The organism is Achromobacter pulmonis (assembly GCF_002885955.2).
In the GTDB taxonomy this organism is placed as follows: domain Bacteria; phylum Pseudomonadota; class Gammaproteobacteria; order Burkholderiales; family Burkholderiaceae_B; genus Achromobacter; species Achromobacter pulmonis_A.
In genome coordinates this window covers 579,692-595,006 of the sequence record NZ_POQS01000001.1, presented here as the reverse complement: position 1 = coordinate 595,006, position 15,315 = coordinate 579,692, and the positions used below count along the sequence as shown (strand labels likewise).

The 15,315-nt window shown below is 69.3% G+C and carries 16 protein-coding genes; 6 read left to right on the top strand and 10 right to left on the bottom strand.

The annotated features are described in order from the left end of the window. Window positions 1–98: 98 nt before the first annotated feature. The 3 genes from C1I89_RS02720 to C1I89_RS02710 are packed head-to-tail and all read right to left on the bottom strand — an operon-like array spanning window position 99 to window position 3,290. Window positions 99–842: an aspartate/glutamate racemase family protein gene (locus C1I89_RS02720; RefSeq protein ID WP_102771260.1), complete on the bottom strand. Its 744-nt coding sequence runs from the start codon at window positions 840–842 to the stop codon at window positions 99–101. 1 nt (window position 843) lies between these two features. Further along, window positions 844–2,310 (bottom strand): N-acyl-D-amino-acid deacylase family protein, encoded by a 1,467-nt coding sequence (locus C1I89_RS02715; protein ID WP_102771259.1) that lies wholly within the window; start codon window positions 2,308–2,310, stop codon window positions 844–846. A 2-nt stretch (window positions 2,311–2,312) separates the two neighbouring features. Beyond that, entirely contained in the window at window positions 2,313–3,290 is a 978-nt protein-coding gene (locus C1I89_RS02710) for a Bug family tripartite tricarboxylate transporter substrate binding protein (RefSeq protein WP_102771258.1), read from the bottom strand. 132 nt (window positions 3,291–3,422) lie between these two features. On the opposite strand from C1I89_RS02710, the gene C1I89_RS02705 reads away from it, so the two are divergent. Beyond that, window positions 3,423–4,391, top strand: a complete 969-nt coding sequence (locus tag C1I89_RS02705) for a LysR family transcriptional regulator (RefSeq protein ID WP_102771257.1) — start codon at window positions 3,423–3,425, stop codon at window positions 4,389–4,391. Here C1I89_RS02705 and C1I89_RS02700 read toward each other — a convergent pair. Next, window positions 4,388–5,008, bottom strand: a complete 621-nt coding sequence (locus C1I89_RS02700) for a glutathione S-transferase family protein (RefSeq protein ID WP_102771256.1) — start codon at window positions 5,006–5,008, stop codon at window positions 4,388–4,390. The two genes, C1I89_RS02705 and C1I89_RS02700, sit on opposite strands and share 4 nt — an antisense overlap. A 116-nt stretch (window positions 5,009–5,124) precedes the next feature. On the opposite strand from C1I89_RS02700, the gene C1I89_RS02695 reads away from it, so the two are divergent. Both C1I89_RS02695 and C1I89_RS02690 read left to right on the top strand, forming a co-directional pair. After that, window positions 5,125–6,294: a PQQ-dependent sugar dehydrogenase gene (locus C1I89_RS02695; RefSeq protein ID WP_102771255.1), complete on the top strand. Its 1,170-nt coding sequence runs from the start codon at window positions 5,125–5,127 to the stop codon at window positions 6,292–6,294. Next, window positions 6,291–6,929 (top strand): glutathione S-transferase family protein, encoded by a 639-nt coding sequence (locus C1I89_RS02690; protein WP_102771254.1) that lies wholly within the window; start codon window positions 6,291–6,293, stop codon window positions 6,927–6,929. The genes C1I89_RS02695 and C1I89_RS02690 overlap by 4 nt, the downstream gene beginning before the upstream one ends. On the opposite strand, the gene C1I89_RS02685 is transcribed toward C1I89_RS02690, so the two are convergent. Next, complete coding sequence (locus C1I89_RS02685) at window positions 6,880–7,842, bottom strand: DMT family transporter (protein WP_102771253.1); 963 nt, start codon at window positions 7,840–7,842, stop codon at window positions 6,880–6,882. The two genes, C1I89_RS02690 and C1I89_RS02685, sit on opposite strands and share 50 nt — an antisense overlap. Window positions 7,843–7,909: 67 nt before the next feature. Then, the gene (locus C1I89_RS02680; protein ID WP_102771252.1) at window positions 7,910–8,287 is read right to left on the bottom strand and encodes a DUF423 domain-containing protein; all 378 of its coding nucleotides are present in this window, start codon (window positions 8,285–8,287) and stop codon (window positions 7,910–7,912) included. 183 nt (window positions 8,288–8,470) lie between these two features. Here C1I89_RS02680 and parS point away from each other — a divergent pair, with 183 nt between their 5' ends. Continuing rightward, window positions 8,471–8,938: a type II RES/Xre toxin-antitoxin system antitoxin gene (gene parS, locus C1I89_RS02675; RefSeq protein ID WP_102771251.1), complete on the top strand. Its 468-nt coding sequence runs from the start codon at window positions 8,471–8,473 to the stop codon at window positions 8,936–8,938. 40 nt (window positions 8,939–8,978) lie between these two features. Continuing rightward, on the top strand, window positions 8,979–9,488 hold the full coding sequence (locus tag C1I89_RS02670; protein WP_102771250.1) for an RES family NAD+ phosphorylase: 510 nt from the start codon (window positions 8,979–8,981) through the stop codon (window positions 9,486–9,488). A 6-nt stretch (window positions 9,489–9,494) separates the two neighbouring features. Here C1I89_RS02670 and C1I89_RS02665 read toward each other — a convergent pair whose 3' ends face one another. From C1I89_RS02665 to rocD, 4 genes are all read right to left on the bottom strand, one after another. Continuing rightward, on the bottom strand, window positions 9,495–10,553 hold the full coding sequence (locus tag C1I89_RS02665) for an alcohol dehydrogenase (protein ID WP_102771249.1): 1,059 nt from the start codon (window positions 10,551–10,553) through the stop codon (window positions 9,495–9,497). A 33-nt stretch (window positions 10,554–10,586) separates the two neighbouring features. Further along, the gene (locus C1I89_RS02660) at window positions 10,587–11,795 is read right to left on the bottom strand and encodes an ABC transporter substrate-binding protein (protein WP_102771248.1); all 1,209 of its coding nucleotides are present in this window, start codon (window positions 11,793–11,795) and stop codon (window positions 10,587–10,589) included. A gap of 207 nt (window positions 11,796–12,002) precedes the next feature. Further along, complete coding sequence (gene rocF, locus C1I89_RS02655; protein WP_102771247.1) at window positions 12,003–12,944, bottom strand: arginase; 942 nt, start codon at window positions 12,942–12,944, stop codon at window positions 12,003–12,005. A 25-nt stretch (window positions 12,945–12,969) separates the two neighbouring features. Continuing rightward, window positions 12,970–14,178, bottom strand: a complete 1,209-nt coding sequence (gene rocD, locus C1I89_RS02650) for an ornithine--oxo-acid transaminase (RefSeq protein WP_102771246.1) — start codon at window positions 14,176–14,178, stop codon at window positions 12,970–12,972. Window positions 14,179–14,324: 146 nt separating this feature from the next. Between rocD and C1I89_RS02645 the strand changes: the two genes are divergently transcribed. Next, a complete protein-coding gene (locus tag C1I89_RS02645) occupies window positions 14,325–15,146 on the top strand; it encodes a MetQ/NlpA family ABC transporter substrate-binding protein (protein WP_102771245.1) in 822 nt (273 codons plus the stop codon). The last annotated feature ends 169 nt before the right edge of the window (window positions 15,147–15,315 follow it).

Below are 15,315 nucleotides of genomic sequence, written 5' to 3'. Positions count from 1 at the left end.
GCGCATCGGGAGATGCGCCTTTTTTTGTTTTTGGGGGGCGATGGGTTTCGCGCGTTCGACAGTCGGGTTCTTGCTTCGGGATTCTCGCGCTGCACCCATCATGCAGCGATCCGCTCCCGCTCCCGGTCCGCCTGGTAATGGCCGATGGCGGCCAGCGCCAGCGCGTCGATGGAGTCGGTGAGGGTCACGCCCAGGCTGGGGCGCAGCGCGTGCGGCACGGCCAGCGGCAGTTCGGTGCAGCCCAGCACCACGGCGTCGGCGCCGCGGGCGCGCAGGCGGACGATGCATTCGGCGGCCGGCGCGTAGGCGTCTTCCAGGCGGTTGGCCTTGACGGCGCGGATCGATTCCATGCAGTAGCGCTCGACCTCGTCCTCGTCGGGCACGACGCAGTCGTAGCCCTGGGCCTGCAGGCGCTGCTGGTACAGGCCCAGCTTGAGGGTGGCGGCCGTGCCCATCAGGCCGATGCGTCCGCGCGGCAGGCCGAGCCGGCGCAGGTCGTCGATGACGGCCTGGATGATGTGCAGCACCGGCAGGCGGGTGGCGGCGGCGATCTGCTCGTACCACAGGTGGGCCGTGTTGCACGGGATGGCGATGAGCTGCGCGCCGGACTGTTCCAGGAAGCGCACGCCTTCGACCATATAGGGCAAGGGGCTTTCGCCGCCCGCCATATGGGCGCTGGAACGGTCGGGGATGCGGGGATCGTTGCGCAGCAGGGTGGGGATGTGCTGCTGGTCGACGGCGGCGGGCGTCAGGGCCGCCAGGCGCAGGGCAAAAGCGGCGCCGGCCATGGGGCCCATGCCGCCCAAAACACCCAGGTAACAACCCTGGGAATGGCTATTCACTTTATTCACTCCGAGCTGATGCTGCACCGGGCGTCAGAACCTGGCCCGGGCGTTCGGCGCCGGTCCGTTCCCCGTCCCACACGCGCTTGCCATTGACCCAAACTGCCTGGATGCCCTGGCTTGCCTGAATGGGAGCTGAAAAAGTGGCCACGTCTGTGACGGTGGCGGGATCGAACAGCACCAAGTCGGCATGATACCCCTCCCGGAGGCGGCCGCGGTCCGCGATGCCGTACTGGTCGGCCGCCAGGCCGGTCATTTTGTGGATGGCCGACTCCAGCGACAGCAGGCGCTGCTCGCGCACCATGGTGCGCAGCACGTTGGTGAAGGTGCCCCACTGGCGCGGATGCGGATGCGGGTCGAAGGGCAGGCCGTCGGAGCCGACCATGGTCAGCGGGTGCGCGAAGATGCGCGACACGTCGGCCGGGTCCATCAGGAAGTAGATGGCGCCGGCCGGGGCCAGGCGCTCGACGGCGGCCGCGTCGTCCAGGCCGAGTTCGGCCATGACCTCGGCGAAGTCGCGGCCGGTGGCCCCCGGGTAGCCCTTGGACCAGGTGATCAGCGTGCGGCTGGCCAGCCGCGCGCGGTCCAGCCGCAGCATGGTGGAGGTGGCGGGATAGGGGTGGCAGTCCAGGCAGACCGGCTGCGCGGCGGCGGCGCGGCTGATCAGGTCCAGCGTTTCGCGGCTGCGGCCGTGATTGCGTTCGCCAGCAAGCTTGTGGTGCGAGAACACCACGCGGCAGCCCAGCTCGCGCCCGACCAGCAAGGCTTCTTCCATGGCCGGCACGATATGGTCGGCCTCGTCGCGCAGATGGGTGGCGTAGACGCCGGCGCGGCCGCGCAGCGGCGCGCAGACGTCGATGATTTCGTCCGTGGTGGCGGCGCTGGCGGGCGGGTAGAAGGTGCCGGTGGACACGCCGAAGGCGCCCGCGTCCAGCGCCTCGCGCAGCAGTTCGCGCATGGCGGCGCGCTCGGCCTCGTCGGCTGCGCGCGAGGTGTCCTGCATGACGGCCACGCGCAAGGTGCTGTGGCCGACCAGCGGCGCCACGTTGACGGCGGGCGGCGCGGCGCGCAGCGCATCGAGCCAGGCCGCGAAACTGGCGTAGCGGAACAGCGGGGCGGGGCCGAGCAGGTCCAGCGGCTGCGGAATCTCGGCGCGCGCCAGCGGCGCGAGACTGATGCCGCAGTTGCCGGTGACCACGGTGGTCACGCCCTGCGACACCTTGGGCCGCATGTCGGGATGCGCCAGCAGATAGCCGTCGTCGTGGGTGTGGGAGTCGATGAAGCCGGGCGCCAACGCCAGGCCGCGCGCGTCGATGACGGGCGCGCCGGGCGGGTGGTCGAATTCGCCGACGGCGGCGATACGCTGGCCGCTGACGGCCAGGTCGCCGCGGCGGGCGGGGCCGCCGGCGCCGTCGATGAGCGTGGCGCCCGCCACGATGAAGTCTGCTTGCAAACGCGTTGCGGTCATGTTCAGTCTAGTTTCTCGATGCCGGCGGATTCGATGATGCCGCGCCACTTGGCGGTTTCGCGGTCGATCAGCTTCTTGAAGTCGGCCGGCGATCCGCCGGCGGGTTCGGCGCCCAGCGTGGCCAGGCCGGCGCGCACGTCGGGAGCCTGCAGCGCCTTCTGGATGGCGGCGTTGAGCGTGGCCACCACGTCGTCGGGCGTGCCCTTGGGCGCGACCACGCCGCCCCAGGAGACGGTCTCGTAGCCCTTGACGCCGGCTTCGTCCAGGGTCGGGACCTCGGGCATCAGCGGCAGGCGCTTCAGGCTGCTGACGCCGATGGCGCGGACCTTGCCGGCCTTGACCAGCGGCGCGGCCTCCGAGGTGTTGACGAACAGGTAGTCCAGGCGTCCGCCCAGCAGGTCCTGGATCGCCGCGGGGCCGCCGTTATAGGGCACGAACATCACGTCGACCTTGGCCATGCTTTTGAACAGTTCGCCGCCCATGTGGCCGGTGGTGCCCACGCCCGAGGCGCCGTAGGACAGCCGGCCGGGCTGCTTGCGGGCGCGGTCGATCAGGTCCTGCACGGTTTTGACCGGGGAGTCGGCCGGCACGATGAGCGCGTTGTACAGGTCGAACAGGTGCGCGACGGGCGTGAGGTCCTGGTCCACGTCGTAGGGCAGGCGCTTGAAGAGCGAGCGGTTCACGGCCAGCGTGTTGATGTTGCCGTAGCCCACGGTGTAGCCGTCGGCCGCGGCGCGCTTGACCAGCGTGATGCCGATGTTGCCGGCCGCGCCGGGGCGGTTTTCGATGACCAGCGTGGCGCCGGTGTCGCGCGCCAGCTGGGTCGTGATCAGGCGCGACAGCACGTCGGGCGAGCCGCCGGCCGCGGACGGCACCACGAAAGTGATGGGCTTGTCGGGATAGGCGGCGGCGAAGGCGCTGGCCGAGAGCGTGACGCCGAGCGCCAGTGCGGCCAGGCCGCGGAGGTAGCGGTTGCGCATGATGGATTTCCCCTGGTTTGTATGGTGATCGTGGCCGCAGGTTACACCCGGGCCCGGGCCGCGCCGTCATCGAAAAATGTCTAAAACCTATAATCGGCCGTTATCGATCTGGCGCGACTGAGCGGGGGAAAAATGGAGATGGACGCCTATTCGGACGAGGTCGGACCGACTGCCGGCAGACCCTTGAACCTGAGGCAGATAGAGGTGTTCCGGGCCATCATGATGTCCGGCTCGATCAGCGGGGCCGGGCGCATGCTGCACGTGTCGCAGCCGGCCGTCAGCCGCGTGCTGGCGCTGACCGAAAGCCGCCTGGGCTACCGGCTGTTCGACCGGGTCAAGAGCCGGCTGTCGCCTACCGCCGAGGCCCGCCGGCTGTATGCCGAGGTGGAGCAGGTGTACGGCGGCATCCAGCGGGTCAACGACCTGGCCGCCAGCCTGGCGCAGTCGGGCGCGGGGATGCTGAAGATCGTGGCCAGCGCCAGTTTCGGGCAGCGCCTGATTCCCAGGGCGCTGGAGCGGCTGCGCAGCCGCAACGCGGACGCGCGGGTCGATTTCCGCAGCGTGACTTTCGACGAACTGGCCGCGTATTTTCTGTCGGGCCAGGCGGACATCGGCATTTCGATGCAGCCGCCGGACCATCCCAACCTGACCTCGCTGCGCCTGGCGCAGGCGCCGGTGGTCTGCGCCTTGCCGCCGGCGCATCCGCTGGCCGCGCGCGCCGTGGTGCGCCCCGAGGACTTTTCGACGGCGGCGTGGATCGGCTATCCGCAAGATACGCCGCTGGCGCGCGCCTTGCAGCCGTTCTTCGGCGGGCAGGCGGCCTGTCCGGCCGCGATCGAGGTGCATTCGCCGGTGACCGCCTGCGCCTTCGTGCAGCAGGGGCTGGGGCCGGCGCTGGTGGACGCCTGGTGCGTCACGCCGGAGCAGGCCGGGCACATGGCGCTGCGCCCGATCGAGCCGCCGGCTTCGGTGGACATCTGGGCCACGCATTCCAACCTGAGCGCGCCGCCGCTGCTGGCGCGGCGCTTTCTGGCGGCGGTGAAAAAGACGCTGGAGGCCGAGGGGCCGGGCGTCGCCACGCCGGGCGCCGCTGCGCCTTAGGCGGCTTGCAGCCCTTCGGCCTGGAGCGCGGCCTGCACGCCCTTGTCGGCTTCCATGCGCTTGAAGAACGCGGCCAGGTTGTCCAGGCCGGTCAGGTCGACCGACTTGCCATGCGCCCAGCGCAGCACCACGTAGAGGTAGGCGTCGGCGATGGACGGCTTGTCGCCCACCAGGTAGGACTTGCCGGCCAGTTGCCCGTCGAGCTGCGCGAACAGTTTGGTCAGCAGCTTGGAGGCCGAACCCGCCAGCTCCTTCTGCGCGCCTTCTTCGCCCAGGAAACGGGAAGCGCCGAAGATCATGGAGAAGGTCTTGTGCACGTCGGAATTGATGAAGCCGAGCCAGCGGCGCACTTCGGCGCGCGAGCGGGCGCTGCCGTCGCCCATCAGGCCGGATTCCGGCGCCTGCTCGGCCAGATATTCGAGGATGGCGGCATTCTGCGTCACGGTCCAGTCGCCGTCGGACAGCGCGGGCACGGCGCCCAGCGGATTGACCTTGAGGAACTCGGGGCCCTTGAGCTCATCGCGGCTGAGCTTGTGCGTCTGGTAGGGTTTGCCAAGCCATTCGAGGACGATGTGGGAAGCGAGCGAACACGCGCCGGGCATGTAGTACAGTTTCATCTGATGGGTGCTCCACGGAGGTAGGACAGGAGACTCCCGTCCCTGGCCGATATGGTACGCCACCGGCGCGCCGGGTCCGACACAACGCCTCAACCGAGTTGCCGCCGGAGATGTCCATGCCGCCACGATACGCCGCCCACGCGCGCGCCTTGCTCCTGACCCTGTCCGCGCTGTGCGCGGCCCCCGCCGCGGCGGCTTCCGATCCTGCTTCCGAGGCGCCCGCCGTGGCCGCCCGCGTCGAGGTGGTGGCGCGCGGGCTGGACCACCCCTGGTCCATGGCCTTCCTGCCCGGCGGCGACATGCTGATCACCGAACGTTCCGGCGGCCTGCGGGTGTGGCGCGCCTCGGGCGGGCTGTCCCAGCCGCTGGCCGGCGTGCCCAAGGTGCTGGCGCAGGGGCAGGGCGGTTTGCTGGACGTCGCGCTCTCGCCCGATTTCGCCGCCGACCGCTATGTCTATCTTTCGTATGCCGAAGCCGGCGGCGCCAAGAGCGGCGCGGCCGTGGGCCGCGGCCGCCTGTCGGCCGACGGCGCGGCGCTCGAGAACTTCCAGGTGCTGCTGCGCCAGGAGCCCAAGCTGTCGTCGGGCATGCATTACGGCGCGCGGCTGGCGTTCGACCGCAAGGGCTACCTGTTTGTCGCGCTGGGCGAGAACAACCAGCGTCCCACCGCGCAGGACCTGGACAAGCTGCAGGGCAAGGTGCTGCGGCTCAACGCCGACGGCTCGGTGCCGCCGGACAATCCCTTCGTCGGGCGGGCCGGCGCGCGGCCGGAGATCTGGTCGTACGGCCACCGCAATCCGCAGGGCATGGCGCTCAATCCGTGGACCGGCCAGATCTGGGAGAACGAACACGGGCCGCGCGGCGGAGACGAGATCAACCTGGTGCAGCCGGGCAAGAACTATGGCTGGCCGCTGGCGACCCACGGCATCGATTATTCCGGGCGGCCCATACCCGAGGCCAAGGGCGAGAGCCTGCCCGGCATGGAGCCGCCGCTGTACTGGTGGCCCAAGTCGCCCGCCATCAGCGGCATGGCGTTCTATGACGCCGATCGCTTTCCGGCGTGGCGCAATTCCGTATTCATCGGCGCGCTGGGCTCGCAGGACCTGATCCGGCTGACGCTGGAGGGCGACCGCGTGGTGGCGCAGGAACGGCTTCTGGCCGAGCGCAAAAGCCGCATCCGCGACGTGCGGCTGGGGCCGGACGGTTATGTGTACGTGTTGACGGACGCCTCGCCGGGCGAGCTGCTGCGGGTGGCGCCGGCGCAATCGGGAGGAGGAACGCGATGAAACCGTATGAGCTGATCGGGTCCGCGGGCTGCGGCTCGGCCATCGTCGAGATGGCGCTGGTGCTGGCCAACGTGCCGCACACGCTGACCGACGTTCCGTATCTGAAGCCCGGGCCGCAGCGCGACCGGCTGCTGCATCTGAATCCGCTGGGGCAGGTGCCGACGCTGATTCTGCCGGACGACGAGGTCATGACCGAGAGCGCGGCCATGATCCTGCACCTGAACGACGTGGCGCCGCAGGCCGGCCTGGCGCCGCCGCCGGGCAAGCCCGAGCGCGCGCGCTTCCTGAACCTGCTGGTGCGGCTGGTGGGCGCGATCTACCCCACTTTCACGTATGGCGACGATCCGCCGCAATGGACCACCGCAGGCGCGCCGGCCGAGCTGCTGCGCGAACGCGTGCACATGCGGCGCGCCGAACTGTGGCAGGAACTGGAGCGGCAGGCCGGCGCGCCCCACATGCTGGGCCGGCGCTTCTCGGCGCTGGACCTGTACGTGACCGTGATGACGCACTGGCGTCCCGGCCAGGCCTGGTTCGAGTCGAATTGTCCGGCCCTGACCGCGGTGGCGCGCGAGGCCGCGCAGGAGCCTAACGTGGCGCGCGTGCTGCGCCGGAATTTTCCGCCGCCGACCGAGTGACCGCGGGCGCGGGACGGCGCGCGCGCGACTTGCCGCGCGCCTCGCGCACGGCGATGTACACGCCGCTGCCGGCGATGAACAACGCGCCCAGGTAGGCGTAGGCGTCGGGCGCCTCGCGCCAGAAGATCCAGCCCAGCACCGTGGCCCAGATCAGGCCGGTGTAGTCGAAGGGCGCGACCACCGAGGCCGGGCCGATGCGAAAGCCCTGCGTGATCAGGGCCAGGCCCAGCGTGCTGAAGAGCGCCACGGCGCCGAAGTACGGCAGGTCCTGCATGGCGGGCGTCTGCCAGACCCAGGGCAGCCCCACGGCGCTGCACACCAGCTGGCCCAGCACGATGTAGAACGTGGTGGTCAGCATGCCTTCGCCGCGGCTGATGCCGCGCGCGGTGATCATCATGACCGCGTAGAGCAGGGCGGTGGTCAGCGGATACAGCGTGGCGATCTGGAATGCCTGCGTGCCGGGGCGCACCACGATCAGCACGCCGGCGAATCCGGCCAGCACCGCCAGCCAGCGCCTGCCGTCCACGCGTTCTTTCAGGACCAGCACGGACAGCGCCGTGACGAACAGCGGCGCCGCGAACGCGATGGCCGTGGCCTCGGCCAGCGGCAGCGCACGCAGCCCCAGGTAGAAGCAACAGGCCGACACCACGTTGATGACGCCGCGCGTCAGGTGCAGGCCGGGATGCGTGGTGCGCAGCACGCGCCGCCCGCCCAGCCACAGCGCCAGCGTCATGACGAAGGGCAGCGCGATCAGCGCGCGCAGGAACAGGATCTGCAGCGGGTTGTAGCTGGCGCCCAGCCACTTGGCGTTGGCGTCGCTCAGGGTCAGGAAGAAAATGCCGCCCACCACGCAGGCGATGCCTGCGGCGGCGGAGGGATTCTGGGCGGCGGGCAATGCGGTGGAAGTGGACATCTACAGCCTGGGAAAGCGGCGGTTCCTGCCGCCGGGTATGGGGAAACGGAAAAGGCGCGGCGCGCGATCAGGGCTGGGCGCGGTAGGCGGCCAGCGCCACCATCGCCCAGGCGGCCAGAAAGGCCGCGCCGCCGAAAGGCGTCACGATGCCCAGGCGGTGGGTTCCGGTCAAGGACAGCACGTACAGGCTGCCGGAGAACAGCACGATGCCCACGAACATCACCACGCCGGCGGCCGACAGCAGCGGCGAACCGTAGCGCGCGCCCAGCAGGGCGATGGCGAGCAGGCCCAGCGCGTGGATCAGGTGGTACAGCACGCCGGTCTGCCAGACCGTCAGCAGTTCGGGCGTGATCATGCGCTTGAGTCCGTGGGCGCCGAAGGCGCCGGCGCCTACCGCCACCAGGAGATTCAACGCTGCGAGTATCGTAAGTTGCCGGTCCGTCATCGTCTGTCCTTCGTGTGTCTGACTAATCGTGTTACAGCTGCCTATGATAGGCCCAAATCCGGCCCCGGCCGGACCGCGCGCCCCGCGCCGGGTCCGGGATCGGAGGCTTGCCGGTTGAATTCCAAATGAGCTATCATAAATTCAATTTGGAACACAGGCCGCCGAACGGCCCAGGAGCGTCCCATGACCCTCGTCCTTGCCGATAAAGCCCCGACCAAGCGCCCGGCGCGCCCTGTCGCCAGGCGGACCAGGCAACTGTTCCGCGGCCTGGTCGACAGCCCGCTGATCGACATGGCGCGCGACGTCAGCCGCGGCCTGCCCGCGCAGATGGTGGACGACGCCGCCGACTACCTGCAAGTGCCCAAGTCGGAAATCATGGCCATCACCGAGGTCAAGGCGGCCTCGCTGTCGCGCTGGGCCCGCGAAGGCCTGATGCTGCCCCTGGGCGAATCCGACCGCCTGGCCCGCGTGGCGCGGGTGGTGAGGGTGGCGCGCCAGGTGCTGGGCAGCGAGGAAGAGGCGGTGCAGTGGCTCAACACGCCGGTGCCGGCGCTGGGCAACGTCAAGCCGCTGTCGCTGCTGACGTCCGACGCCAGCAGCCGCATCGTCGAGGACACGCTGGCGCGCGCGGCAGCGGGCGTTTATGCATGAGCCGCGCATATCGAAAGACACGGCCTGAAGGCGCGGCCCGATGAGCGCCAAGGTTTCGCTGTGGCGCATCGGCACCACCGCCGGCAAGTACCGGGCCGACGATCTCAGCGGCGGCGGCGCGGCCGCGGTGGGCGGGCGCTACAACAGCCCGGGCACGCCGGTGGTCTATACCTCGTCCTGCGTGGCCCTGGCCGTGCTGGAGACGGTGGTGCATTTCGCGGCGCGCGCCTCGGAGCAGGCCAACCGCTACCTGATCGAGCTGGCCGTGCCGCACGCCGTCTATGAAGCCAGGCAGGTGCTGGATATCGACCAGCTGCAGCAGGATTATCCCTTCTGGGACGCGGTGCCCTTTGCCGAGGCGGCGCAGGGCGTGGGCGACAACTGGGTCGCCTCGGGCGTGTCGGCGCTGCTGCAACTGCCCAGCGCCATCGTGGCCAGCCGCGGCGTGCCGGACTGCAACCTGCTCATCAACCCCGCGCATCCGGACGCCGCCCGCATCGAGGTGGTGCGGCGCGAACGCTTCATCTACGATCCGCGGCTGCGCGGGTAGGGCGGCTCAGTCGGTCAGCACGGCGCGGCCCACCACCTTGCCGGCGCGCAGCGCCGCCAGCACGCTGTCGGCCTCGGCCAGGGCGTGGCGGCGCACCGGAATGGGAGGCACCTTGCCGGCGCGCACCAGTTCCATCAGTTCCTGCAGTTCGGCCAGGTTGCCCACGTAGCTGCCGATGATGGACAGCGCCTTCATGGGGATCAGCGCGATCGGCCACGACGAGGCGCCGCCGAACAGCCCCACGATGACGAGCTTGCCGCCCTTGGTCAGGAAGTCGAAGGCTAGCGAGGTGGTGGCGGGCGCGCCGACCAGGTCGATCGCGGCCTGCACCGGCTTGCCGCCCGCGGCCGCCATGATCTGCTGCGCCGCGTCGGGCGCGGCGCCGTCGATCGCCGCCAGCGCGCCGGCGTCCAGCGCGGCCTGGCGCTTGGCCGGGTCGATGTCGACCATGATGGCGCCGGCCCCGCCCAGCGCCTTGAGCACGGTCAGGCTCATCAGCCCCAGGCCGCCGGCGCCGAAGATCACCACGGGATGCTCGCGGTAGACGTCGGCACCGATCTTCTTGAGCGCCGCATACGTGGTCAGGCCCGAGCAGGCGTAGGGCGCGATCTGCGCCGGGTCGAGGTCGCCGATGTCTATCAGGTAGCGCGGGTGCGGCACCAGGATGTGGTCGGCGTAGCCACCGGCGCGGTGCACGCCCAGGCAGGCTGGGGCGGAGCAGTGATTCTCCATGCCCGCCAGGCAGGGCGCGCACTTGCCGCAGCCGATCCAGGGGTACACCAGGTAGTTGCGGTCCGGCGCCAGCCCCTGCGCTTCGGGGCCGGCCGCGACCACGGCGCCGACGGTTTCATGGCCCATGGTCAGCGGCAGCGAAACGCCGCGGTCCTTCAGGGACAGCGTGCGGCCCTGGCCCAGGTCGTAGCCGCCTTCCCACAAGTGGATATCGCTGTGGCAAACGCCGGCCGCGCGAACCTTGAGCAGCACCTGCGTCCCTTGCGGCGTGGGCGTGGGCGGGTTCATTTCCTCTAGCGGTTGGCGGAAGTTCACGACGCAATAGCACTTCATGGGTGTCTCCTGTTGTGAGGTATTGCCGGGGTATTACTTCTTGACGCTGGGGCATTCGCTGTCGGCCAGCGACACGAATACCTTGTCGCCGGGCACCGTCGACAGGATACGGTAGAAGTCGCCGGCGTACTTGGACTCGGCGGGTTTTTTCACTTCCACCAGATACAGGTCCATGATGACCCGGCCGTCCTCGGGGCGGATGCGGGCGTTCTTGATGAGCTTGGTGGTGATGGGCAGCTCGCGCATCTTCTGGTTGACGGCCGCGCCGTCGAAGGTGCCCGCGGCCTGGGCGGCCTGCAGATAATGGGTGGTCGCGACGTAGCTCAGCGCCTGCACGATGGACGGCGCGCGGGTCACGCCCATTTTTTCCTGCCAGCGGCGGGTCCAGGCGCGGGTGTCCTCGTCGGCGTCCCAGTAGAAGCCGGTGGGAAAGGTCAGACCCTGGGCCACGGGCAGGCCCATGGCCTGGACGTCGTTGATGAAGGTCAGGAAGGTCAGCAGCCGCTGCTTGCCGCCGGTCAGGCCGAATTCCTGGGCCTGCTTGATCAGGTTGACCAGGTCGCCGCCGGCGCTGGCCAGGCCCACCACGTCGGCCCGCGACGATTGCGCCTGCACCAGGAAGGACGCGAAGTCCAGCGCGCCCAGCGGATGGCGCGTGCTGCCCAGGACCTTGCCGCCGGCGTTCTGTACGAAACGCGTGGCGTTGCCTTCCAGCGACTTGCCGAACACGTAGTCGGTGGTGATGAAGTACCAGGACTTGCCGCCGCTTTCGACCACGCTCTTGACCACCGCATTGGCCAGCGCGTAGGTGTCGGGCGCCCACTGGGTGCTGAGGTTGCTGCACTGCTTGCCGCTGAAGTCTCCGGCGAAGCCGCCGCTGATCAGCGCGGTGCCGCCTTTTTCGCGCGCCACGCCCTGTGCGGCCAGCCCGGCCGAACTGGCGCCGCCGTCCACCACCGCGACCAGGTTCTGGGTGTCGAACCAGCGGCGCACCAGCGCCGAAGCCACGTCGGCCTTGTTCTGGTTGTCGGCGCCCACGACCTCCACGGTCTTGCCGGCCGCCTTGCCGCCGAAATCCTCGACCGCCATGCGGACCGCCATTTCCGAGCCCAGTCCGCCCAGATCGGAGTAAATGCCGGAACGGTCGTTGGATACGCCCAGGCGCACCACGTCGGATTGGGCTTGGGCCGCGCCTGCGGCCAGGACGGCGGCCAAGGCCGCCAACAGGGGGGTGATACGCATCTGCTTGCCTCCCGGCCCGCGCGCGAGCCGATTATTGGTATTGGGGTTGGGGACGCGGTGTATCTGGCCTGACCGTCGGTGCTCCAGCCGACTGAAAAGTTTTTCTGTAGTGTGAATAAAAATGCCTGCACGTGAATTTATTTTCACGTACAGGCAAAGTCAATTAGGTGGATCGCGCGGGCGCGTGCCGCAATGCGGCTGCTTGCCTCAAACGCCGCGGCGCATCAGGGTGGACTTGCCGAACAGGCTTTCGATGAGGTCCACGGCCAGCTCCGCGGTCTTGTTGCGCACGTCGAAGGCCGGGTTCAGTTCGACCACGTCGAGCGAGCGCATCAGGCCGGTGTCGGCGATCATCTCCATGCACAGCTGGGCTTCGCGGTAGGTGGGGCCGCCCGGCACCGTGGTGCCCACGCCGGGGGCGATCTCGGGGTCGAGGAAGTCCACGTCGAAGCTGACGTGCAGGTGGGTGTCGTCGTCCAGGCCGGCAAGCGCGGCCTGCATGGTGGCGCGCATGCCCATTTCGTCGAGGTAGCGCATGTCGAACACTTCCAGGCCGGCTTCGTGGACCAGGCGCTTCTCGCCCTGGTCCACGCTGCGGATGCCGATCTGGCGGACCCAGCCGGCTTCGATGTCGGGGGTCTGGCCCGACAGGCCGGTGATCTGGGCCGGACCGTAGCCGCACAGGCAGGCCACGGGCATGCCGTGGATGTTGCCGGTGGGCGTGAGCGCGTTGGTGTTGAAGTCGGCGTGCGCGTCCAGCCACAGCACCCGCAGCTTCTTGCCCGCCGCGCGGCAGTGGCGCGCCACGGCGCTGATGGAGCCGATGCCCAGGCAATGGTCGCCACCCAGCAGAATGGGCAGGTTGCCCTGGCTCAGTTCGTCGTGCACGGCGTCGTGCACCGCCCGGTTCCAGGCCGCGACTTCGTCCAGGTGGCGGTAGCCTTCGACCGGCGGCTGCCAGGGGTTGGCCGGGCCGTACAGATTGCCGCGGTCGACGACCTCGAAGCCCTGGGCCTCGATCACGGGGCCCAGATCGGCCACGCGCAGGGCCTCGGGGCCCATGGAGGCGCCGCGGGCGCCGGCGCCGATGTCGGTGGGCGCGCCGATGAGCGCGATGCGGCGGGGCAGGTTGGCGGTATGGGGATGCAAGTGGCGCTCCGGACGTAAGGCGTGGTCAGGGGGCGGATAGTACCGCGGTGAGCTGGTCGCAGGCCCAGTCGATCTGGTCGCGCGTCACGATCAGGGGCGGCGACAGGCGCAGGGTATGGCCGTGGGTGTCCTTGACCAGCATCCCGCGTGCCTGCAGGCGTTCGCACCACAGGCGCGCGCCGCCGGCGTCCGGTTCCAGCTCCACGGCCAGCATCAGGCCGCGGCCGCGCACGGCGCGCACCGGGCCGGGCAGCGCCCGCAGGCGTTCCAGGAAGTACTCGCCCATCACGGCGGCGTTTTCTATCATGCCTTCCTCGGTCAGCACGCGCAGCGCGGCGCGCGCGATGGCGCAGGCCAGCGGGTTGCCGCCGAAGGTGCTGCCGTGCTGGCCGGGCTGGAACACGCCCAGCACGTCGGCGTTGGACAGCACCGCGGACACGGGATAGAAGCCGCCCGACAAGGCCTTGCCGATCAGCGTCACGTCGGCCTCGATGCCTTCGTGCTCTTCGGCCAGCAGCCGGCCGGTGCGGCCCAGGCCGGTCTGGATTTCGTCCAGGATCAGCGTGACGCCGCGTTCGGTGCAGCGCTGGCGCACGCGCGGGAAATAGCCGGCCGGGGGCAGGATCACGCCGGCTTCGCCCTGGATGGGTTCGACCAGGAAGGCGACGGTATGGGGCGTGATGGCGGTCTCGAAGGCCGCGTAGTCGCCGAAGGGAACGATCTTGAAGCCCGGCGCGAAGGGGCCGTAATGCCCGTAGGCATCCGGGTCGGTGGAGAATCCGACGATGCCCAGGGTGCGGCCATGGAAATTATTGGCGCAGACGATGATCTCGGCCCGGTTCTCCGGCACGCCGCGCACTTCGTAGCCCCATTTGCGCACCGCCTTGATGGCGGTTTCCACCGCCTCGGCCCCGCTGTTCATGGGCAGGATCTTGTGCGCGCCGGTCAGGCGGGCGAGGTCTTCGTAGAAGGGCGCCATCTGGTCGTGGCGGAAGGCGCGCGAGGTCAGCGTGAGCTTTTGCGCCTGTTCCGTCATGGCGGCCAGGATGGCCGGGTGGCAGTGGCCCTGGTTGACGGCCGAATAGGCCGACAGGCAGTCGAGGTAGCGGCGGCCGTCCACGTCGTAGAGCCAGACGCCGCTGCCGCGCGCGATCACGACGTCCAGCGGATGGTAGTTGTGCGCGCCCAGCTGGTCTTCGACCATGTCGCGGTGGGATGTCAATACGGCGCTCATGCGGTTCTCCCGAGGTCGTACTGCTGCCATCTTAGCGCTCCTGGCCGGTCGTTGGATTGCCATTGCATGACCAAGGCCTTTGCCGGCCGCGGCCGGCGCCTGCTGCACAATAGCGCCTGCGCCGGTTTTCTTCCTGGAAGGTTTTCATGCTGCTGCAACGACTGATTTCGACTTTGACGCGCGGCGCGGCCGCGGCCGTGCTGGCTCTGGCCGCGGCGGGCGCCGCCACGGCGCAGGACAAGCCGCTGCGCATCGGCGTGATCCCCAGCGTGGCCAACGTGGCCACCGAACTGGCCATCGAGCAGGCCAGGCGCGAAGGGCTGAACGTGGAGCTGGTGGAATTCAACGACTGGGTGCTGCCCAACATCGCGGTGGCCGACGGTTCGGTGGACGCCAATTTCTTCCAGCACGAACCGTTTCTGCAATTGTTCAACCAGCGCCGCGGCGCCAACCTGGTGCCGGTGGCCTATGGCTATTCCACCACGATCGGGCTGTTCTCCAAGAAGCTGAAAAAGGGCGATGCGGTGCCCGAACGCGCGACCATCGCGGTGCCCAACGATCCGGTCAACACCGGGCGGGCCCTGTTGCTGCTGGAGTCCATGGGCCTGATCAAGCTCAAGCCCGGCGTGGCCCACCGGGCGGCGCTGGAAGACGTGACCGACAATCCCAGGCGGCTGAAGTTCGTACAGATCGAGGGTTCGCAGTCGGCGCGCACCTTCGACGACGTGACCGCGTCGGTCACGTACACCACTTTCGCCAAGCAGGCGGGCATAGACGAAAAGGACGGGCTGGCGTTCGACAACACCGACCCCGTCAACGTGCGCCGCTACGCCATCCGCTGGGTCGCCACGCCCGCGGGGGCGCAGGATCCGCGGCTGCTGCGCTTCATCTCCATCTATCAGCAGTCGCCCGAGGTCAAGGCCAAGCTGCGCAGCCTGTACGGCGATCTGATCGACTTTCCCTGGTAGGGAATTCCCCGGGCGGGCGTTGACGATTCTTGGCAGTCGCCGGCGGATATCGAACGTATACTGGCTCGGACATATCCCAGCCAGGCACGACGGCGCCGTCGATGCCGCGTAGCCGGTCCGGCTTATCCGCCGGCCTGGCCGGCCGCCGCCATCCACCGATCGCAGAGCC